General features: G+C 39.5%; 21 protein-coding genes. 15 read left to right on the top strand and 6 right to left on the bottom strand.

Annotation, left to right across the window (positions count from 1 at the left end; all coding sequences use genetic code 11):
• Positions 1-130: 130 nt before the first annotated feature.
• From DRF67_RS16135 to DRF67_RS16120, 4 genes are all read left to right on the top strand, one after another.
• Positions 131-1168, top strand: coding sequence for a helix-turn-helix domain-containing protein (locus DRF67_RS16135; RefSeq protein WP_115929325.1), 1038 nt, complete (start codon positions 131-133; stop codon positions 1166-1168).
• Positions 1169-1287: 119 nt separating this feature from the next.
• Entirely contained in the window at positions 1288-2928 is a 1641-nt protein-coding gene (locus tag DRF67_RS16130; RefSeq protein ID WP_115929324.1) for a serine hydrolase domain-containing protein, read from the top strand.
• Positions 2929-3247: 319 nt separating this feature from the next.
• Positions 3248-4639: a hypothetical protein gene (locus tag DRF67_RS16125; protein ID WP_123912766.1), complete on the top strand. Its 1392-nt coding sequence runs from the start codon at positions 3248-3250 to the stop codon at positions 4637-4639.
• A 190-nt stretch (positions 4640-4829) separates the two neighbouring features.
• Complete coding sequence (locus tag DRF67_RS16120; RefSeq protein ID WP_228435828.1) at positions 4830-5243, top strand: hypothetical protein; 414 nt, start codon at positions 4830-4832, stop codon at positions 5241-5243.
• A 117-nt stretch (positions 5244-5360) separates the two neighbouring features.
• Here the strand turns inward: DRF67_RS16120 and DRF67_RS16115 are convergent, their stop codons facing one another.
• From DRF67_RS16115 to DRF67_RS21600, 6 genes are all read right to left on the bottom strand, one after another.
• Positions 5361-5792 (bottom strand): hypothetical protein, encoded by a 432-nt coding sequence (locus DRF67_RS16115; protein WP_115929322.1) that lies wholly within the window; start codon positions 5790-5792, stop codon positions 5361-5363.
• 3 nt (positions 5793-5795) lie between these two features.
• On the bottom strand, positions 5796-6143 hold the full coding sequence (locus DRF67_RS16110; protein ID WP_115929365.1) for a DoxX family protein: 348 nt from the start codon (positions 6141-6143) through the stop codon (positions 5796-5798).
• A gap of 329 nt (positions 6144-6472) precedes the next feature.
• Positions 6473-6889 (bottom strand): hypothetical protein, encoded by a 417-nt coding sequence (locus DRF67_RS16105; protein ID WP_115929321.1) that lies wholly within the window; start codon positions 6887-6889, stop codon positions 6473-6475.
• 197 nt (positions 6890-7086) lie between these two features.
• Positions 7087-8289: an MFS transporter gene (locus tag DRF67_RS16100; RefSeq protein ID WP_115929320.1), complete on the bottom strand. Its 1203-nt coding sequence runs from the start codon at positions 8287-8289 to the stop codon at positions 7087-7089.
• Positions 8290-8435: 146 nt separating this feature from the next.
• Entirely contained in the window at positions 8436-9047 is a 612-nt protein-coding gene (locus DRF67_RS16095; protein WP_115929319.1) for a response regulator transcription factor, read from the bottom strand.
• Positions 9040-10560, bottom strand: a complete 1521-nt coding sequence (locus tag DRF67_RS21600) for an ATP-binding protein (protein WP_165851814.1) — start codon at positions 10558-10560, stop codon at positions 9040-9042. The genes DRF67_RS16095 and DRF67_RS21600 overlap by 8 nt, the downstream gene beginning before the upstream one ends.
• A 96-nt stretch (positions 10561-10656) precedes the next feature.
• Here DRF67_RS21600 and DRF67_RS16085 point away from each other — a divergent pair, with 96 nt between their 5' ends.
• The 11 genes from DRF67_RS16085 to DRF67_RS16035 all read left to right on the top strand — a co-directional run bounded on the left by DRF67_RS16085 (position 10657) and on the right by DRF67_RS16035 (position 19753).
• On the top strand, positions 10657-11541 hold the full coding sequence (locus tag DRF67_RS16085; protein WP_115929318.1) for a DMT family transporter: 885 nt from the start codon (positions 10657-10659) through the stop codon (positions 11539-11541).
• Positions 11542-11623: 82 nt separating this feature from the next.
• Complete coding sequence (locus tag DRF67_RS16080; RefSeq protein WP_115929317.1) at positions 11624-11854, top strand: hypothetical protein; 231 nt, start codon at positions 11624-11626, stop codon at positions 11852-11854.
• 299 nt (positions 11855-12153) lie between these two features.
• On the top strand, positions 12154-12750 hold the full coding sequence (locus DRF67_RS16075; RefSeq protein ID WP_115929316.1) for a Crp/Fnr family transcriptional regulator: 597 nt from the start codon (positions 12154-12156) through the stop codon (positions 12748-12750).
• Between the two features lie 579 nt (positions 12751-13329).
• The gene (locus tag DRF67_RS16070; protein ID WP_115929315.1) at positions 13330-13632 is read left to right on the top strand and encodes a hypothetical protein; all 303 of its coding nucleotides are present in this window, start codon (positions 13330-13332) and stop codon (positions 13630-13632) included.
• Between the two features lie 14 nt (positions 13633-13646).
• The gene (locus DRF67_RS16065; RefSeq protein ID WP_115929314.1) at positions 13647-14027 is read left to right on the top strand and encodes a hypothetical protein; all 381 of its coding nucleotides are present in this window, start codon (positions 13647-13649) and stop codon (positions 14025-14027) included.
• 55 nt (positions 14028-14082) lie between these two features.
• The gene (locus tag DRF67_RS16060) at positions 14083-16236 is read left to right on the top strand and encodes a catalase (RefSeq protein ID WP_115929313.1); all 2154 of its coding nucleotides are present in this window, start codon (positions 14083-14085) and stop codon (positions 16234-16236) included.
• Positions 16237-16278: 42 nt separating this feature from the next.
• Positions 16279-17457 carry a zinc-dependent alcohol dehydrogenase gene (locus DRF67_RS16055; protein WP_115929312.1) on the top strand — a complete coding sequence of 393 codons (1179 nt, stop codon included), beginning with the start codon at positions 16279-16281 and terminating at the stop codon, positions 17455-17457.
• Positions 17458-17489: 32 nt separating this feature from the next.
• Entirely contained in the window at positions 17490-17990 is a 501-nt protein-coding gene (locus DRF67_RS16050) for a CinA family protein (protein WP_115929311.1), read from the top strand.
• A gap of 5 nt (positions 17991-17995) precedes the next feature.
• Positions 17996-18793 carry an SDR family NAD(P)-dependent oxidoreductase gene (locus tag DRF67_RS16045; RefSeq protein ID WP_115929310.1) on the top strand — a complete coding sequence of 266 codons (798 nt, stop codon included), beginning with the start codon at positions 17996-17998 and terminating at the stop codon, positions 18791-18793.
• 8 nt (positions 18794-18801) lie between these two features.
• Entirely contained in the window at positions 18802-19548 is a 747-nt protein-coding gene (locus DRF67_RS16040; protein ID WP_115929309.1) for an SDR family oxidoreductase, read from the top strand.
• Positions 19549-19573: 25 nt separating this feature from the next.
• Entirely contained in the window at positions 19574-19753 is a 180-nt protein-coding gene (locus DRF67_RS16035; RefSeq protein WP_115929308.1) for a hypothetical protein, read from the top strand.
• Positions 19754-19757 lie beyond the last annotated feature (4 nt).

Below are 19757 nucleotides of genomic sequence, written 5' to 3'. Positions count from 1 at the left end.
GTGCACAAATTTACGTAAATATCACAAGGTATCGAACGAAACCGGAAAGGTAAAATAGAGCAGATGAAGATCATTTTAATCAATTCACCCAATATTATTTGTATTTTTGTGATATTGATAATAAAAGCATATGGCATTAATCAACGATGTAGGTAAAATTATTGTTTTCTTGTTTTTACTTTTAAGTATTTTCTTAATCACCGCAAAATCCGAAAGGAAATTACCTAACTATTTATTTGCCGCTTTTCTTCTGATCTCCGTCGTCGATCTTTCGGGGTTTTTTATTGCAGCTCCGGATCACAGGGTGATCCTCGGATTTAAGCTGGCGAGTATCCTGCTTCAGATGCCCCTGTATTATCTCTATGTGAATGCAGCCTGTTATTATAATTTTACCCTTCGCAGAAAGCATCTGTTGCATGGGATTCCATTTTTAGTTTTTTTCGGTCTATTCGGTATGGCTGGGAGTTCTGAACCATTGGACAAAATATTCGATATTGTATCCACTATTCAGTATTACTATTATATTATTGCGGTGTTTTGGGTATTGCGGACTTTCAGAAAGCTGTACCAGGAAAACTATTCAAGCAATCATCAATTGACTTATAAGTGGCTGTTACAGACCACCATTCTTTTCTTGATCGGAAACTTTTTTGTACTGCTAAGGGATTTTGTAGAACAAAATGACGCTGTTTTTATGTATCTGTACACATTCTCATCCCTGTTTGTTCTGTTTGTGATCTGTTGGTTTGTCCTTAATGCATTGTACCGTCCCAATCTCCTGGCCGGGATTGATAAAGATCTCGTTCCTGTGCTGCCGGCCGACGGCCCCAAAGAAAAACCACAAGAACTTAAAACATTGATGCACTTTATGGAAACCACGAAACCCTATCTGGATGATAAACTTACCTTGCAGAAGCTGGCAGAGCAGACTCTTCTTCCGGAAAAACAATTGTCACAGCTTATTAATCAGCAAACAGGTAAACATTTTTTTGACTTTATCAATGAGTTTAGAATCAACGATGCAAAAATACTTCTCAGAAGTCAGCCTCAATTGACTGTACTGGAAATATTATATGAAGTGGGTTTCAATTCAAAATCTTCATTCTATACAGCATTTAAAAAAGAAACCGGTGTAACCCCTACAGATTACAGAAAATCAATAGTTTAGGTCTTGTCCGGTTTTAAGTCGGACTGATTTTTACGAAAAAAAGCGTCCGGTTTCCGGTATCCGGATGTTTAAACGGTTGTAAAGTTTCAGATTTGCTTCATCATTAAAAATTCAAACAAATGAAGCTTACAATTAAACTTACCCTATTCTTTTTTAGCATTCTGAACTTCGGAATCTGTTCTGGACAGTTCATTGGAAAAGAGGAGCTCCGGAAAGCGGACTCGGTTGTTAATTCTTATTCAAGATCAGATGCCCCGGGGATGGCCATCGGAATTGTCGGGGACGGAAAAACCATTTATAAAAAAACATACGGACTGGCCAATCTTGAAAATAAGATACCCATAAGTGATTCAACTGCTTTTGATATCGCGTCAGTCTCTAAACAGTTTACGGCGATGCTTATTCTTATAGCAAGGAAGGAGGGAAGGCTGTCCTTAGAAGATGATATCAGCATCTATCTGCCGGAACTGAAGCATTTGCCTTACAAAATAAGCATCAGGCAACTCGCAAATCATACCCATGGATTACCTGATTTTACGGTAATTAAAAGATTGCAGGGATTTGGCGATGAATTCCGGGTGACCAACACTGATGCGGTAAAAACTGTTCTGGCTATCAGAAGCATCAACTTTCCACCTGGTGATCAATACAAATACAACAATACCGGTTTTATGCTGCTTGCAGAAATTCTGCACCGGGTGTACCAAAAAGATTTTAAAGAAATAGTCAAGACCTATATTACCACTCCTCTTCATATGAACCATACAATGGCGATCGATGATTCTGAGATCATAATCCCTAATAAAGCAGAATCTTATAAGGAAAGCGGTTCTGTCTTTTCCAAGTATCCCCTCGGACAGATGGAAAATGGTTCTTCTAATATTTTCACCAGCCTTAACGATCTGTGTATTTGGGCAGCCAACTTTCAGAATCCCATCGTTGGAAACAGGGAGATCTACAATGAAATGCAGCAAAGTACATTACTGAACAACGGGGAGAAAATAGAATACGGACTCGGCCTGCAGACCGGGAAATACAAAGGACTTGATATTGTTTTCCATGGGGGTGGTACAGCGGGGTATCGGTCGTACATACTGCATATTCCCGATTATCATCTGTCCATTGTGCTGGCAGGTAACAGGAGTGTCTTTGACGGATTGCTTATTGCCTATAGACTGGTAGATGTATTCCTGGGAAAGCATCAGACCCTACCGCCGGTTTCAGGAAATAGGACATACACCCCAAAGGAATTGAGGGAATTTGCAGGAATGTACGAGATAGATCCCGGGAACTATATCGAAATCTCCACGGACGGTAAAAACCTCTATTTTAGTAGTGACAAAACCCCGTTGCCAGGTATTGGAGATCGTCGGTTTGAAGTCCCGGCCATTCCAACCGGAAATTTCACATTTCAGGAAGGAGCACTTCTCTATACGGTTGGGGATTTTAAATTCCTCTGCAAAAAAGTAGTATTGAAGCCTGTGAAAGAAGAAAAGATAGATCTTCATACCTTTACCGGTATCTATAAGAATGAAGAGTTCAATACCATCTATGAACTGATCATTGAGAATAACCGTTTGGTGGCAAGACATTCGATCAATAGGGACGTGCAGCTGTATCCTTTAAGTTCTTCGAGTCTTTATTCTTTTAAATCTTTTTTCGGAAGACTTGATTTTATATATGGCAAAGATAATGCAGTCTGCGGTTTCAGGCTTTCCGGAGCCAATATGTTCAATATTGAATTCAAAAAGATCAAATAGCGGATTCAGTAGGGCAGGTGAACTTTCTGCGAAGAGAAGTCATTTTTGGCGATGTTACCATTTATGATTTCATTAAGTACTATTGCTTTTTAAGAGAAAAGAATCTTATTTTTGCGATTGGAATATTATTTGTAATGCAATAAAAATTACAAATGATAAAATAATTATTTGTCAAGTGATATCTTTTAATCAACTATGATTCAGAATGTAACTGTGATGAGCCTTTTTAAAAATTAAGAAAAACATGTCCTCTCCGCAATATTTATCAAGCAGAGTATATCATTCATACAACCGCTTTCTGAAACCTCTGCTTATCTGTATGATATTTAGTGTGGGATTGGTTTATGGTCAGCGCAGTTTCTCACCCAACCGCTTTGACAGCATACTGCTCAAAAAGACGGAATCACTTCGCATCCAGGGAGATTATGAGAGCCTGGTACGCCTCAACAAAGATTATCTCAATATTGCCAAAGAAAATAAATACAAGGAAGGCATTATACTTTGCTACCTGAATATTTCCAATATTTCATCAACAATTGGTAATTACAGAAGAGGATTGTCTTATCTTTCGATGGCAGAAAAAGAGCTTAAGACCGTGAACAGTCCTGTTCTGAAGGCTAGAATGTATCAGGAACACGGCCAGCTGAACGGAGTGATCGGACTGTATAAAAGTGCGCTGAGCCTAAATTCGAAAGGACTGTATTACGTGAAGAACGTATCCGATAAAGACCAAAAGAAATTTTATTTGCATAAGCTGTATGCCAACCGTGCCAATTTTTTGTATAAGGACAATCAACCGGATTCTGCGTATTACTACCTGCAGCAAGGAAAAAAAATTGATGTGCAGGGTGTTTCTTTGAATGCTTTGCTGGCAAGACACCATTTGCGGTATACCAAAAGAAAGGATTCCACATTAATCTACCTGAACAAGGCATGTAAAAGGATCGTCAATACCGGTAAGGTAAATGTGCAGACGGGCTTTTTATATCTTATCCATGGTGATTATTACTTTGAGGTGGGCGATTATAAAGAAGCTTTAAGTTATTACGATAAAGCATTGGACAATTATAACAAAACCAACAGACTGTATTATATTCCAGGAATTTACGAATCGATTGCAAAGACCTACAGGATGCTGAATGAGCCTGAGAAAGAAAAGGAGGCGATGGAGAAATATACAGAAGAAAAAACAGCATTGGAGAATATTCAGAGTGAAGCAATCAATATTTCGATAGACCATATGCTTGCTGAAAAAGACGAAGAATCCAATGGGCTTCAGAAAAAATTATATTTTTATGGCAGCGCCGTCGTGATCGCTATTATCGTTATTTTTTTTCTGGTCTACAGACACAACAGATCTTTAAGACAGCGGCAAAATGAATTCAAATATGAGGCGATTTCATTGAAAAACAGAATTAATGACTCCTTTGACGAGCTTGTCACACTGGCAAAAAAGAATGATTCAACTTTTTTAACAAGATTTCAGGAAATCTATCCCGACTTCTGCACGAAGCTACTGGACATAAACCCTAAGTTAGGAGCTTCTGAGCTTGCATTCTGTGCCATGATTAAACTTAATTTTACTTCGAAGGAAATAGCAGAATATACCTTTATCCAGCACAAATCTGTACAGCAGAAAAAACATCGTCTCCGAAAAAAACTCAATGTGCCCACAGAACAGGAACTGTTTATTTTCTTTGATTCTTTGTAAGGAACAGAGAGGGATTACCTCCAAAAAAATAAAATGAGGTATACATGTAGTAGGTTGATTTTTTCTTAACTGCAAAATCTTTCTAAATTTTGCTGAGTATTCAGGATTTCTAAATGCGCTGATAGATCAGCTGGCTGCAAAGTATCCTGAAAGAATTATCTTAACAGAAAATTTATTAATACATAAACATATGAAAAACGCAAAATTTTTGATGACCGTTATCGCATCTGTACTTTTTACTTCAGGAGCCTGGGCACAGCTTAGCCCAAAAGGAGCAGGCTCTGACAAAGATAAACATGGATGTAAAGGTTCCGCAGGATATACTTTCTCGGTATTAAAGAAAGACTGTGTAAGGCTTTTTGAAGAGAAAATACAATTGAAAGAGGTAGACTCCAGAAAATCATATATTTCCAATGCTACCATTATTCTCAGCGAAGACGGTAAAGAGGCAGAATTGTTTCTTCCTGAATCCGAAGGAAGCCTGGTCCTGGAAAGAAAAGCCTCCAAAAAAGCAGTGGTTTATAAGAAAGGGCAGTATACTTTGACAAAAATCAAAAATAGCTATACATTGAAGCTTGCTCGTAAAACAGTCTTTAAAAGCTGAGCATTGGACATAAATATCACTGAATTGAAGTTGTAATATCATAATACTGGGAGATGAGTTGATCATCTCCCTTTTTTATTGATAAAACCGGATTTCACCCGATTCTTTATAGCTCATTTACCGGTTTTGGCCAATATCAAGTCGGTCAAATTGACCATCCTTATTTTTATGAAATTTGAAAAATACAGGAAATGTTCCCCATTTACCTGCTTTGAAATTGCCATAAATATCCTTGCCGTCATTCTCTACACGGTCGATACTGATAAACAACTCGCTGCCCAGGGCATTGGCAAAAAAAGATTTAAAATCCACAGGATTTCCATCATCGGTCATTACAGGATCTTCCGTGAAGAATCCGTACCAGGTTTTGTTGCCTGTCTGTAAGGCCTCTATTGCCATTTGTACCGACGGGTCGGTTATTTTAGATAAATCCATGATATTTTGTGTTTTAAATTGTTGTTTTTCCTGTGTCTTGGAGGTATTCTGGCCGCAAGCAAAGCAGGAGAGGAGGCCGATGGCTGTGATGCTCATCAGGTTTCGTGTTTTCATATCTTAGTTTTTTAAGGGATGCTGAAGATAAATGATAAGCAGATTCAGGCACAGGAACGGAAGTTCGGTCATAAAACCCTTCAGGTCTTTATTCAGAAGATGGAAACAGCTGATCAGCAGGATCCCTGCTGCCATCAGAAAATTTCCCCATACAAATGTTTTTGGAAAAAGGATCATAACCGAAGCCAGTATGGTTATAGCCCCGTTAATAATCAGGCCGGTTTTGTTGAAGCCCCATTTTCCAAATAAGGTTAGCATTTCAGGCTTTCCTGTAATCATCGCAATACCCTGTTTGAAGCCCATAAAAACAGCTATCAGGATCAGAGCGGAATTAATAATCTTTAAAATCATTGTCCGTGTTTTTTGTATGGATGTTTTTTTTCGGATCTTCTGCAGAGAACTTATAGAAGATATCATACAAATATGCATGAAACGAATGAATTAGGGATGGTGAATATTTCGGAATTTTAGAGATCTTTTTTGTCTCCGGTTTTTTATTTTAATTTAAATCGGCGAAGCTTAAAGGTTTTACAATGTCCCTGATTCCCAGGTCAATTAAAGAATATGTACAACTGTTTTTCATAGTTTTGGTCTTACTATCCCTCATCTGTGGATTCCAAAAGAAAACCACAGCTTATAAACTAAACTGTGGTTTTCTAAATAAACTAAGAACTATTTAACTATGATTCTGTTTTCAGGTAGCCATAATGCAGGGCAGTAGGCTCCTTACCAAACAGACATGAAAATATATTCTGGAATTCATGAATATATTTACACTTTATGGCGTTGCCATATATTTTCAGACCCTCAAGGATCTTTCTTGAGCTCAGATCAATATCATATTTGATGAAGGTTTCCGGCCTTTCATATCTTATACACTGTTCTGAGCTGTAAGTCCTTGAGAAACCTAATATCTCAAGCCATTCTTCAGTAATTTTAATAGGTCTGATAGAATTTGCTGGTACCGAAATACGCTGAATATCATTTTCAATTTTAACAAAATACGCCTGGTCGATATTTTGAAATATCTCAGTGATCGTGTAAATCTGATTTTTGTACTCGACTAAGTTTTTGATTTTAAGATCTGCTACGTTCATATTATTTTGAATTTAATGGTGATATTGTGTACTTATAAAATAGCAAACATTATGCCTTGCATCGCTTTGTTAGATGTTGTTTTCGTGAATGTTAGGTTAAACTTTTAACATGACTACTTAAAGCTATGTTAAAATAGCAGTATTGACGGTGCTTGAACTCCGGTTTGCAAAATTATGCATGTGGTATCCGTGTGGTATTAGGCTTTCGTCATTTCTTTAGCCGGAGTCTGGGCTGTAGCCAGCAGAAGACCCATAATTACGGCAATGCAGAGAACCGCAATGAAGACATTCCAAGAGTAGGCGTGAAGTAGATATCCGGTACCGCTTCCCAGAATGCTGGAACCGAAATAATAAAATAGCCAGTAAATAGACGTAGCTGATGATTTGCCTCTTCTTGCATACAAAGCGGTCATCTGGCTGGCCATTGTATGCGCTGCAAAAAAAGCAAGGGTGAAAAGACCCAGCCCGAAAATAAGAATATAAGTATTTTCAGATAAAAGAAATAACGCTCCTGCCAGCATCAAAAGGATCGAAATTTTCAGGATATTGTTCTTGGAAAATCTTTTGGCAAGGCGTCCGACGATCATTGTTCCAAAAACACCAAAAATATACATCAGGAAAATAAAAGCAATGATAAAATGGCTGAGTGAGAAAGGTGGAGATTCCAACCTGAAAGTCAGATAATTGTATACACTTACAAAAGAGCCCATCAGCAAAGCTGCAATAAAATACAACCGAAGCATGTAAGGATTCGTTAAAAAGAACTTCATCTGCTTTATTTTTTGATGATAATCTGTCTTCTGAGGGTTGAAGAACCTGGACTCAGGAAACATTTTCCAAAAGATGATCCCCAGCAGTAAGCTCTCTATCCCAATGATGAGAATGGCATTCCGCCAGCCGAACTCTCCTGCCATAAGAGTGGCAAGTATCCTTCCGCTCATTCCGCCTATGGTATTGCCGCTGAGATACATGCTGATTGCTGCCGGTACTGCCAGGGCGCTTACTTCTTCGGTAAGGTAGGCAAGAGCAACCGCTGAAACCCCGGAAACAACAAAACCTTTCATAACCCCAATACCCACAAGAAGACTGAGACTCGGAATCCAGGTAGAAATAATAGTAAGTAGAGCTGACGATACCAAAGAAAAAACCATCAGGCTTTTCCTTGAATAGCTATCCGCTTTAAATGCAAAAAAAAGTAATCCCAAAGCCATACCGATCGTGGAGGAAGAAACAAGAAGAGAAGTATCACCTACAGAGACCTGGAAATGGTCTGCCGCCATGGGCAGCAACGGCTGAAACAAATAAAGCTGCGCAAATACGGAAAGTCCTGAAAAGAAAATACAAAGTTTTATAGATCGGAAACGTTGGCTTCCCTGGTTGGCTTTATCAGGTCGATTCATGATTTTTTTGCAATTATAATGCAGTGGGTTATAAAAAATTAAGTGATGTTAAATTTCTTGATTATTTTTTACATGTAAAAATCATTATTTCAATCGCTATCATAGGCATTGGATATAAATAAGAGACCTGAACTTCTCTTGACTCGCTAATGCATCATTTCATACACCTTGATCAGTTCCGCAATATTACTGACATTCAGTTTCTGAAAAATTCTTTTCTTATAGGTACTTACCGTTGACATCTGTATATTGAGTCTGTTGGATATTTCCAGATTGCCGTTTCCGTCTGCCAGCAGTTTAAAGATCTCATATTCCCTTGCAGAAAGTTTTTCTGCGGGGTTATCTCTTTTATTCTGGATAATCAATCCGATCAGTTCCGCGGGGTAATAATATCCTTTTTCAATCACAGCTTTTACCGCGTTTTTAATCTCTTCTTCACTGCTCTGTTTGTTCAGGTAACCCTCAGCGCCTTCTCTGATGTATTGGATAGCTACGTCTTTATCATAGCCTGAAAATACCAGGATTTTGATATCAGGCTGTATTCCTTTAAGCTCAGATATCATTTTTTTATACTGTGTACCAGGCATATCAATATCCAGGATAAGAAGACTGTACAGTTTTGACAGCAGCCTTTTCTTTACCTGATCGTAGTTTTCTGCAAAATCTATCTGCAATCCGGAAAATGCGGATTCCAGTACCAGTGCGGTGCCTGCCCTTACAACGTAATGATCGTCAGCAATTAATATTTTGTTATTCATTTAATTTGGTTTTATCGAGTATGAGTTTAACAACGGTCCCTTTGGGATGGTTGTGATGGAAGCTGATCTCTGCTTTGATTTTTTTTACCAGATGAATCACCATATGCAGACCAAGTCCCTTTCCTTTAAAGCTGGGAGTCTCCAGTTTAGGATTGGTGAAAAGGTTCATATAAATGGCGATCTGTTCTGCAGGCATTCCAATCCCTGTATCTGTTATGGTGATTTCTGTTTTTTGTTGGTTCTCTTTCATATTCAGCATAATTTCTCCTTCCGAGGTATTTTTCACCGCATTGTCCAGAATATTATGGATGATGGCTGTCAGAATGCTTTCATTTATCCTGCAGTACACCTCCTTCTCTGTTACAGTAATGATTGTGGTTCCTTTCTCTTTGGCAATTTCACAGAATAAGTTCTTTTTGGTTTCCAGAATTTTGCTCAGGGCATATTCTTTTTCTTCAACGATATTCTGAGCCTTATAGAGTTCGGTATATTCCTTTAAATTCAAGGTGAACTGATACAACTGTTCTGAAGACTTGTAAATGCTGTCAAAATACTTTTTCTGAATTTCCACATCATCCGATTCATAAAGCTTCTGAGATAGCATGGCAATAAACCTGATGGGGGTAGTGATATCGTGGCTGATGGTTTCCACCAGCTTTTTCTGGTACTCCGTTTCTTTTTGAAGTTCATTTTTTACCACTTCCAGGTGAAGGAAGGTTTCCTTAAGTTCAGAATTCTTATTATGAACAATTTGCTTCAGAGCTTTGTTTTTTAGCCGGAGAAAATTCGTCGTCAGCTGAACGATGACGATGATTATCAACAGGATAATGACAGAAACAGACACCCGGAATAGTAGGGTCTCATAGAAAACAGGCTGCATCTTTGAACTGCTGGGGTCAGGAAAATCTGGAAACTGTGAATTGTTGACCATTATGCTGTCCCTTTGGCGGCTTCCTGGAAATCCTTGCGAAAGCAGGTGGTTGGTCTTACAATTACTGAATGAAATAAAAGACAAACCGTCATACTGTACAAGCCCATTCATTCTTCTCAGTTTCAGGTTGCCCTGAAGTTCCTCATATTCTGTTCCGCCATCTTTTAATTCCCGCATGGCATGCACAATCTCTTTTTTAAGCTTTGCATGGGGCAGAAGGTCTCCTGATGGGATTCCTATTGAAAAAAAAGTAAGATCTTTCCGTCCCATATTTTCATAGACTTTACTGATGAGCTCATCGGGTTCATCGTTGTTGGCAATCAGTGAAGGACGGCTTACCGCAGGCAAAGGAAGTTTCACAGAGAGCAGCTGGCTGACAAAATAACCGGACTGCGGTTTAGACTCTACCAACGATTGGGATTCCAATTCCAGAAATACGCGTTTTGCGGTATTCATGCTCACCTGGTGTTCACTGCATAACATTCTGACCGATGGGAGTTTGTCTCCGGCTTTTAACACTCCATTTCTGATTTGTGTGGCAATGCCATCGGCAATTTCGGTATATAAAAACTCTTTACTCATTTTTTTAACTGTGCTCATGCAAATATACAAAACTGATACTGTGTTTATATATTTATCCTCTCTAATTTTGAGGCATCAATCAAAAGCTTATTAAAAATGATGACAGATAGAATTTCAAAAGACCAGGCAATGAGTGGGTGGATCAATGGTTTCATCGGTGTATTGCTGTTCAGTGGATCCATGCCCGCGACCAAACTGGCGGTCATGGAAATGAATCCTATATTTGCAACCATTGCCCGGGCGGTAATAGCCGGGATACTGGCCCTTTCGGTGGTGCTCATCTATAAAGAAAAGCGTCCTGAAAAGCATCAGCTCTTTTCATTGATTCTGGTCGCTGTGGGTTGTGTGATAGGATTTCCCCTGCTTTCTTCTCTGGCTCTGCAGTATCTGACCTCGGCGCATTCTATTGTATTTCTGGGAATGCTTCCTCTGGCTACAGCTGTTTTTGGAGTATGGCGTGGTGGAGAACGACCCCATCCGATATTCTGGTTCTTTTCGATCATTGGAAGTCTCTTGGTGATGGGCTTTGCTTTCTCTCAGGGAATTTCAGCCTCGCCGATTGGTGATATTCTTATGCTTCTTGCTGTTATTTTATGTGGACTCGGCTATGCTGAAGGGGCTAAACTTTCCAAAACACTGGGTGGATGGCAGGTTATTTCATGGGCCCTTATCATTGCTTTACCGGTAATGCTCCCTTTATTTTTTATATATTTTCCGGATCATGTGGAAAGCATCAGTTTCAAAGGATGGTTTGGATTAGGTTATATTTCCTTATTCAGTATGTTTATCGGATTTATATTCTGGTACAAAGGTCTGGCCCAGGGAGGAATCACTTCTGTAGGACAGCTTCAGCTGCTACAGCCGTTCTTTGGTCTTGCGCTGGCTGCGTATATCCTTCATGAGCAGGTAAGCATCGGAATGTTAGGAGTTACCGTGGGAGTAATCTTATGTGTAGCGGGAACAAAAAAGTTTGCGAAATGATCAATTATAAAGCGTTATGACTTCGATCATAAATAGTGTATTGAGAATTATCTACTTTTGATAACACACAAAATATACTATTATGAAATTTATCATGTCACTGATGCTTATCGGATTTGTAGTCCTAAGCTGTAAGAAAGAAACAAAATCGGAAACGTCCATAACTACGGATAGTATTATTACAGATTCCGTAAAAGTGGATACAGCAGTTACCTCTTCCCCTATGCCTGCAGATACCATGCGTACAGACCCTGCAACTACCAAATACCTGGACAGCATGAATGCGTCAGGTAACGCGCCTTCCAAAAAATAATCAGTTTAAAAGAATCAACTTTCCCGTCATAGATTTAAAACCCGTTTCTAGATGGAAACGGGTTTTCTTATAGTCTGCAGATGAAGTGGTTGATGTTAAAGTAAATTAAAACAATGTTTATTTTTAAATATTTTACATACATATAATAAAAATTAAATAAATAATTTAACTAATTTAACTTTATTTAACGTTATGTATAATGGGTTAGGTTCGGTATTTGCATACCTTTAATGGTAGTTCCCCAATGATATTTTTACTAAGATTTACAAGAAGAAAACAACACCAAAAAACAAATTATTATGGTTATTGACGAGAACATTTTACGGTCAGCGGGGGCGGAAATAAGGCGCTATGAACCTTCAGAAAGTATTTTCTGTGAGGGTGATACTCCAAACTATTACTATCAGATTATAGAGGGAGATGTAAAACTTAACAATTACAATGAGGAAGGGAAGGAATTTATCCAAAACTTTCTGTCTGACGGGCAGAGCTGTGGAGAATCTGTTCTTTTTATTGACAAACCCTATCCTATGAATGCCGAAGCCATTACACGCTGCAGTGTGATGCGGCTTCCAAAATCGATCTTTTTTTCTTTAATAAAAAATTCTTCAGACTTATGCATGGAGGTGAATAATGCTCTTTCGCAAAACCTTTATAATAAGTTTGTCATGATGCTGAACATTTCATCCCAGAATCCTTCTATAAGAATCAGAGGGTTAATGGATTATCTGAAAAGCTTCCAGGAAGATCTTACTCCCTATTCTTTCATGATTCCTCTCACGAGGCAACAGATGGCAAGTCTTACCGGACTTTGCGTAGAAACGGCAATACGAACCATAAAGCATATGGAACGCGAAAAGATTGTCAGAATCGAAAACCGTAAAATTTTATATTAAGAAAATTTTCAGTTTTACTTTACGTTTTTCGGTATATCCGTCAAATTATTAAAAGAAAACAGAAAGGTAAAAGTCTTCTGTACCGCGAGGTACAGAAGACCTATTGTATTCATCTGCAGATCGGGTGGGATGGGATACAATACCTTATATTTGCAATTCAGATGGTCAGTTTTCCGGAGCTCCATTCATCTCCAAACATTCTATTGCACAAGCAGATACCTCATTCCAAAAATTGCGCATTATCCAAATATTTATTTCTACCAACATGACTCAGGTCATAAAAAAGTGAATTATTCTTACGTAGATTTGATAGGTAAGATTCCGGTATTACCCTTCGAATCTCAATAAAAAGGCTTTTTATTTCATCCATTTGAAATGATCACATTCAGACCATTGTCGTCTAAAAAACAACCGGGGATTATGATTGATAAGGTGATTTTTTTAACTCAAATATCACTTCACATTCTAGCCACGCCAATGTTTAAGTCAATGCGAAGCAGCGGGAAAAGAAGGTATACCAGAGACTAAGTTAATAAACAATAAGCCTACAGCTTATTTTAACCATGAACTCAAATATATATGGACTGTCAGAAAATAATAAAAACACTGAAACACAAAGACTTTATAAAGGTCTCCAATAATGGAAAGTGCTTCGAAGATGGGGCTGCTGTCTATGCTAAAGAAATAAAGGACAATATATTTTTGTTGTTCATTATTCTCAAAGATATAGACATTGAAAATATCCAGGCACTCATTGCTCACTTCGATTGCTTCAACAGCATCGGACTGAAAGAACCTGAACAAATCATGTTTTATCTTTCGATCAAAGATAAGGATGATCTCCATTATTTTGAGCAGTATTTAAAAGCATCCAACAACTAATAACCTCTTTACATATGATATTTGAAAATGAAACTTTTCAGCATTCTGGACTGAATGATAAGACGAACGCCCTGGAAAATGAATCTTTGTTTCCGGGTATTATGAATTCTTATGGAGTGACCGCTTTTCTGATCAATTCTCTGGAAAAGATTAAAAAGAATGCAAAATGTGAGGTTCTGAAAAAAACCATAGATACTTATATTGAAGAATATATTCTCCACATCCGGGAATTTCACAGCCAAAGTACAATGAGTACGTCTCACATGGCTTCTGAAATAAGAATAGAAAACCCTTCTTTTAGTTTATATGCTAAAACAGCCTATTATAAAGTACTGAAAGAGGAAGAATACATCAACAGGATTCTGCATATCCTGGAGAACGGGAATACGGATTAGCCATTGGCACCGTACATCTCCTGCTGCTTTAAACACTACAATTACAACAAAATTTATGAATATGAAAACGAACGACACCAACAAGACCAACAGAAAAACAGAGCAACTGGAGCAGCACAGCACTTCTAATGAAAATGAAAAACTGACAACCGACCAGGGGCTCAAAATTAATAATAATCAGGATTCTTTAAAAGCTGGAGAACGGGGACCTTCATTACTGGAAGATTTTATTTTAAGGGAAAAGATCACCCATTTCGACCATGAAAGAATTCCGGAAAGAGTAGTGCATGCCCGGGGATCTGGGGCCCATGGAGTTTTTACACTTACCAAGAGTCTCGCAGCATATACCAAAGCTAAATTCTTAGGAGAAATAGGAAAAGAAACTCCTGTTTTTGTAAGATTTTCTACCGTAGCCGGAAGTAAAGGAAGTACCGATCTTGCCAGAGATGTCCGGGGTTTTGCCATAAAGTTTTATACTGAAGAGGGCAATTATGATCTGGTTGCCAATAATATGCCTGTTTTTTTTATTCAGGATGCCATAAAGTTTCCCGACCTTGTACATGCAGTGAAGCCTGAACCTGATAATGAAATACCACAGGCCGCTTCCGCTCATGACACATTCTGGGATTTTATTTCACTGATGCCGGAAAGTATGCACATGATCATGTGGCTAATGAGCGACAGGGCGATTCCGAGAAGCCTGAGAATGATGGAAGGATTTGGAGTACATTCATTTAAGTTCATCAATGAAGAAGGAAAAGTACACTTTGTAAAGTTTCATTTTAAACCAAAACTTGGGGTGCATTCTGTATCTTGGGATGAAGCTCAAAGGATTTCAGGAGTCGATTCTGATTTTCATAAAAGAGATCTTTGGGAGGCTATTGAAAGCGGAAGTTACCCGGAATGGGACTTCGGAGTACAGTTAATTCCTGAAGAAGACGAACATAAGTTTGATTTTGACCTTCTGGATCCTACAAAACTGGTTCCGGAAGAAGAAGTTCCCGTGGAGATTTTCGGAACATTGACCTTAAACAGAAATCCTGATAATTTCTTTGCAGAAACCGAGCAGATTGCTTTTCACCCCGGCCATATTATTCCGGGAATAGACTTTAGCAATGATCCGCTGCTACAGGGAAGATTATTCTCATATACAGACACCCAGCTTTCGAGATTGGGATCTCCCAATTTTCATGAAATCCCAATCAACAGATCCATCAATACGGTTCACAACAATCAGCGTGACGGACACATGAGACAGCAGATCGTCAAAGGAAAAAGCAGCTATGAACCCAATTCTATTGGAGGAGGCTGTCCGTTTCAGGCGATGATGTCTGAAGGTGGTTTTACGTCGCAGGAGGAAAGAGTTTCCGGAGCTAAAGTCAGAGAAAGAAGCAAAAGTTTTGTTGATCATTATTCTCAGGCAAAACTATTTTATAACAGCCAATCGGAACCGGAAGCAAAGCACCTTCAGAATGCCTTGATTTTTGAATTGTCCAAAGTGACCATTCCCGAAGTGAGAGAAAGAATGGTAGGTCAGCTGGCTTATATTGATAGGTCTCTAGCCGAAAAAGTGGCCAAAAAGCTGGGCGTTCAGGTTAAAAAGCTCGAGCAGCCAAACCAAAGCTTGCCGGCAGATAGTAATATCGAAGAATTGCAGAGCGAAGAGAGAGAGCCTCATACAAAAAGCTCGGAGGCATTAAGTATGAAAAATACGGTTAAAAATACCGTGAAAAGCAGGAAAATAGGATTTATCATAGCCAATGGAGTTGAAGGTGCGGCCGTCAGTGATTTTAAAACAAAACTTGAAAGAGACGGGGCAACCGTTGAAATGATAGCACCGAGCCTTGCACCTGTAAAAACAACAGGAGAAGAAAATCTTACGCCTAAGCATTCTTTAACCAGCACTGCAAGCGTTTGTTTTGATGCACTATTCATTTGTTCAGGAGAAAATTCGGCCAAAGAGCTCATGGACCCTGAAAACAAACCTAAGGTGCTGAATTTTATTAATGAAGCGTATAAGCACTGCAAAGCCATCTGTTTTGGAGAAGGTACAGAACCACTTTACCAGCTCTCAAATGTGGCCGCCAGACAGCATAAAGATCCTGCAATTATCACGTGGGAAGATAACACTCCGGATGAACTTTTTATCAACGCTATTGCACAACACAGGGTTTGGGACCTGGAAATGGAGAGAAACACGCAGTCATAATCAAAAATTCCCTTCACACCATCACACTTAATATATACCATTATGAAAGCAGCAGTTTTTCACTCACCAGGTAACATCACCTGTGACACCGTCGAAGATCCTAAGATCCTGGACGATCATGACATTATTCTGAAAGTAACCTCCACCGCAATATGTGGAAGCGATCTGCATATCTACTCCGGAGGGATTCCCCAGGCAAAGCCTATGATTATGGGCCACGAATTTATGGGAATTGTGGAAGAAACCGGGAAGAATATTACTCACCTAAAGGCTGGAGACCGGGTTGTAGTCCCCTTTCCAATAGCCTGTGGAAGCTGTTTCTTCTGCCAGCACGATCTTCCCACAGCCTGTGAGCACAGTAATCCTGATTTCTATGGACCTGAAGGAGGAATTTTTAAAGAGAAGGGCGGTGCCTTATTCGGATATACGGATTTGTATGGCGGATACAGCGGTGGCCAGGCTCAATATGTACGGGTACCTTATGCCCATTTCGGGCCAAGAAAAGTGCCCGAAAATTTGACTGATGAGCAGGTTTTATTTCTAACCGATATTTTCCCGACAGGCTATAGCGGCGTGATGTGGGGTGAACTAAAGGGAGGAGAAACCGTTGCTGTTTTTGGTGCCGGCCCTGTAGGATCAATGGCAGCTAAAAGTGCTGTCCTTCACAATGCGTCCAAGGTGATCGTTATTGATACCCTCCAGTACAGGCTGGATAAGATCAAAAAACTGACCGGCTGTGAGACCATTTTATGGGAGGACGCCGAAAGCACTATTGAACAGATCAGAGATATGACAGACGGCAGAGGAACAGATCTTTGCATCGAAGCAGTGGGCTTTGAGCCTGAAAGAAGCTTTATAGACAAAGCCAAAGCAGTTCTCAATTTTGAAAAAGGGTCCATTAAGGTTCTTGAAGCCTGTATGAGTGCGGTAAGAAGAGGCGGAATTGTTTCCGTACTCGGTGTTTATCCCGTCAATTATGATAACTTCAGGCTTGGTCAGATTTTCGATAAGGGAATTACCATAAAAGCAGGACAGTGTAATGTACATCCTATCATAGACCGTCTCATGAATTATGTGGAAACAGACCGCATCACCCTTGATGATATTATTACTCACCGGCTGCCTCTGGATGCTGTAGATAAGGGATATCAGATCTTCGATAAAAAAGAAGACGGATGTGTAAAAGTGGTCCTTGACCCATGGAAACTTTCAGGGCTTTAAAGCCTTGTCAATCATTTTAAAATATAAGAATTATGGAATTTCAAACCAATCTTCTCGACTATATAAGCCAATCTCTTATGACCACTGATGAAACCATTTCTATGGCTGAAAGTGTGACTTCAGGGTGTCTGCAGCTGGCTTTCTCACAGATGCCCAATGCTTCACTTTTTTATAAAGGCGGCATCACCACCTATACGATTGATGAAAAAGTAAGGCTGTTGAAGGTAAACCGGCATGAAGCTGAAGAATGCGACTGTGTTTCGGAAAATATAGCACAAACAATGGCCCTGAATGTTGCCAGGCTTTTCGAATCAGACTGGTCCATTGCCACTACAGGATACTGCACACCCATCAGGAATTCATCGTATAAAATATTTGCGTATTTCGCCTTCTCTTACAAAGGGGAGATCATCCTCACCAAAAAACTGGAACTGCATCAGAAAACGCAGGCTCTGAATGCCCAGATGTATTATACGGAGTTTATTTTGGGATGTTTTAAAAGTGAGATTAACAGGCTGTTAATTTTAAAATAAGATGTATGGAACGTAAGAATCAGTATGTCCTTATCACGGGAGCAAGCAGCGGAATAGGATATGAGCTTGCCAGACAGTTTGCCCAAAACGGTTACGATCTTGTGATTGTTGCCAGGGATCACGAAACATTGAAATCAAAAGCCGATGAGTTAAAGAATTATGGGGTGAATGTCATTCCTATTTCTAAAAATCTGTTTCTGCAGGAAGAAGCCTATTCATTATATTCTGAATTGAAAATGAATGCAATAAGCCCGGAAATTCTCGTTAATGATGCCGGTCAGGGGGGCTATGGGAAGTTTCAGGATACCGATATTCATCGGGAGGTGGATATTGTTAATTTAAATATTATTTCAGTCATCATATTAACAAAGTTGTTCGTCAAAGACCGGCTGCCTAAAGGATCCGGGAAAATACTCAACCTGGCTTCTGTGGCCAGCAAGGTTCCCGGTCCGTGGCATTCGGTATATCATGCCACCAAAGCGTTTATACTGTCCTGGTCCGAGGCCATCCGTGAAGAACTGAAAGACTCAGGAATTAGTGTGACAGCACTTTTACCTGGCCCTACAAATACTGATTTTTTCAATAAAGCAGATATGAACAGAAGCAAAATCCTAGAAGACAGGGAAAGTCTGGCTTCTCCGGAAGAAGTGGCCATTGATGGGTATAAAGCCTTAATGAACGGGGATGATAAAATTATTTCGGGATTGAAAAACAAACTTTCAGTGGCCATGTCTAATCTTAGTACAGACAGCATGGCCGCCCGCAATATGGCCGAAATGCAGAAACCTGTCACTGAAAAATAAGAGCTGTCATGGGAAAACTACACAACAGATCTGTACTGATTACCGGTGCAGACAGTGGTATAGGTAAAGCGGTAGCATTGCTTTTTGCACAGGAAGGTGCCGATATTGCCATTATTTACCACACCAGTAAAGACGATGCTGAGAAAACTAAAAAAGAGATCGAAAGTCTGGGAAGAAAATGTATGCTTTTCCAGGGGGATATCAATGATTACCAGTTTGGTGAAGAAACTGCCGCCCAGGTAATATCGGCCTTTGGAGGGATTGATATTCTGGTCAATAATGCGGGGGTACAGTTTCCAGCAGACAACATCGAAGACCTGGAAGAGAAACAGATCAGAAAAACATTTGATTCTAATATTATCGGAATGATATTATTAACGAAAATCGTTTTTCCTTATCTGAAAGAAGGAAGCTCCGTGATCAATACGACATCTGCGGCAGCCTACCAGGGACATCCCGAATTGCTCGACTATTCTGCCACGAAGGGAGCGATTGTCTCCTTCACGCGATCTCTGGCATTGCAGGCAAAACCTAAAGGAATCCGGATCAATGCCGTTGCTCCTGGGCCTGTGGCAACCCCGCTTACCAAAAAAACATTTGATGAAGAAGAAGAAAATCCCAACCAACCTCCGCTAGACAGAAATGCGACCCCGGAGGAGATTGCCACCAGTTTTTTATTCTTAGCCAGCGATGATGCGGCGCAGATAACTGGTCAGGTCCTGCATCCCAATGGGGGATTGATTATCAATGGATAAAAATTGAAACTATAAAATTAAAAATATGAAAACTTCCGCATTTATTTTAGGTGTTTTAGGCTTATTTACTTTCGCTTCATGCAGATGTAACCTGGATGAAGATGAGTCTGAAAAAAGAAAAGCTTCGAAATCAGCCGGAACCGGCAAAAATGCAATGAATTCTCCTGAAAGTGATACGTTAGCGATCAGATCAGTTCAACCGTAAAAAA

Source organism: Chryseobacterium pennipullorum (assembly GCF_003384725.1).
Taxonomy (GTDB): domain Bacteria; phylum Bacteroidota; class Bacteroidia; order Flavobacteriales; family Weeksellaceae; genus Chryseobacterium; species Chryseobacterium pennipullorum.
Note: the sequence above shows the minus strand (reverse complement) of the source record. Positions and strands in the feature narration are given on the sequence as shown.

Bases quoted from the DNA above. Each gene is read 5' to 3' on its own strand.
- DRF67_RS16135 (WP_115929325.1), top strand. From the start codon at position 131: ATGGCATTAATCAACGATGTAGGTAAAATTATTGTTTTCTTGTTTTTA.
- DRF67_RS16130 (WP_115929324.1), top strand. From the start codon at position 1,288: ATGAAGCTTACAATTAAACTTACCCTATTCTTTTTTAGCATTCTGAAC.
- DRF67_RS16125 (WP_123912766.1), top strand. From the start codon at position 3,248: ATGATATTTAGTGTGGGATTGGTTTATGGTCAGCGCAGTTTCTCACCC.
- DRF67_RS16120 (WP_228435828.1), top strand. From the start codon at position 4,830: ATGAAAAACGCAAAATTTTTGATGACCGTTATCGCATCTGTACTTTTT.
- DRF67_RS16115 (WP_115929322.1), bottom strand. From the start codon at position 5,792: ATGAAAACACGAAACCTGATGAGCATCACAGCCATCGGCCTCCTCTCC.
- DRF67_RS16110 (WP_115929365.1), bottom strand. From the start codon at position 6,143: ATGATTTTAAAGATTATTAATTCCGCTCTGATCCTGATAGCTGTTTTT.
- DRF67_RS16105 (WP_115929321.1), bottom strand. From the start codon at position 6,889: ATGAACGTAGCAGATCTTAAAATCAAAAACTTAGTCGAGTACAAAAAT.
- DRF67_RS16100 (WP_115929320.1), bottom strand. From the start codon at position 8,289: ATGAATCGACCTGATAAAGCCAACCAGGGAAGCCAACGTTTCCGATCT.
- DRF67_RS16095 (WP_115929319.1), bottom strand. From the start codon at position 9,047: ATGAATAACAAAATATTAATTGCTGACGATCATTACGTTGTAAGGGCA.
- DRF67_RS21600 (WP_165851814.1), bottom strand. From the start codon at position 10,560: ATGAGTAAAGAGTTTTTATATACCGAAATTGCCGATGGCATTGCCACA.
- DRF67_RS16085 (WP_115929318.1), top strand. From the start codon at position 10,657: ATGATGACAGATAGAATTTCAAAAGACCAGGCAATGAGTGGGTGGATC.
- DRF67_RS16080 (WP_115929317.1), top strand. From the start codon at position 11,624: ATGAAATTTATCATGTCACTGATGCTTATCGGATTTGTAGTCCTAAGC.
- DRF67_RS16075 (WP_115929316.1), top strand. From the start codon at position 12,154: ATGGTTATTGACGAGAACATTTTACGGTCAGCGGGGGCGGAAATAAGG.
- DRF67_RS16070 (WP_115929315.1), top strand. From the start codon at position 13,330: ATGGACTGTCAGAAAATAATAAAAACACTGAAACACAAAGACTTTATA.
- DRF67_RS16065 (WP_115929314.1), top strand. From the start codon at position 13,647: ATGATATTTGAAAATGAAACTTTTCAGCATTCTGGACTGAATGATAAG.
- DRF67_RS16060 (WP_115929313.1), top strand. From the start codon at position 14,083: ATGAATATGAAAACGAACGACACCAACAAGACCAACAGAAAAACAGAG.
- DRF67_RS16055 (WP_115929312.1), top strand. From the start codon at position 16,279: ATGAAAGCAGCAGTTTTTCACTCACCAGGTAACATCACCTGTGACACC.
- DRF67_RS16050 (WP_115929311.1), top strand. From the start codon at position 17,490: ATGGAATTTCAAACCAATCTTCTCGACTATATAAGCCAATCTCTTATG.
- DRF67_RS16045 (WP_115929310.1), top strand. From the start codon at position 17,996: ATGGAACGTAAGAATCAGTATGTCCTTATCACGGGAGCAAGCAGCGGA.
- DRF67_RS16040 (WP_115929309.1), top strand. From the start codon at position 18,802: ATGGGAAAACTACACAACAGATCTGTACTGATTACCGGTGCAGACAGT.
- DRF67_RS16035 (WP_115929308.1), top strand. From the start codon at position 19,574: ATGAAAACTTCCGCATTTATTTTAGGTGTTTTAGGCTTATTTACTTTC.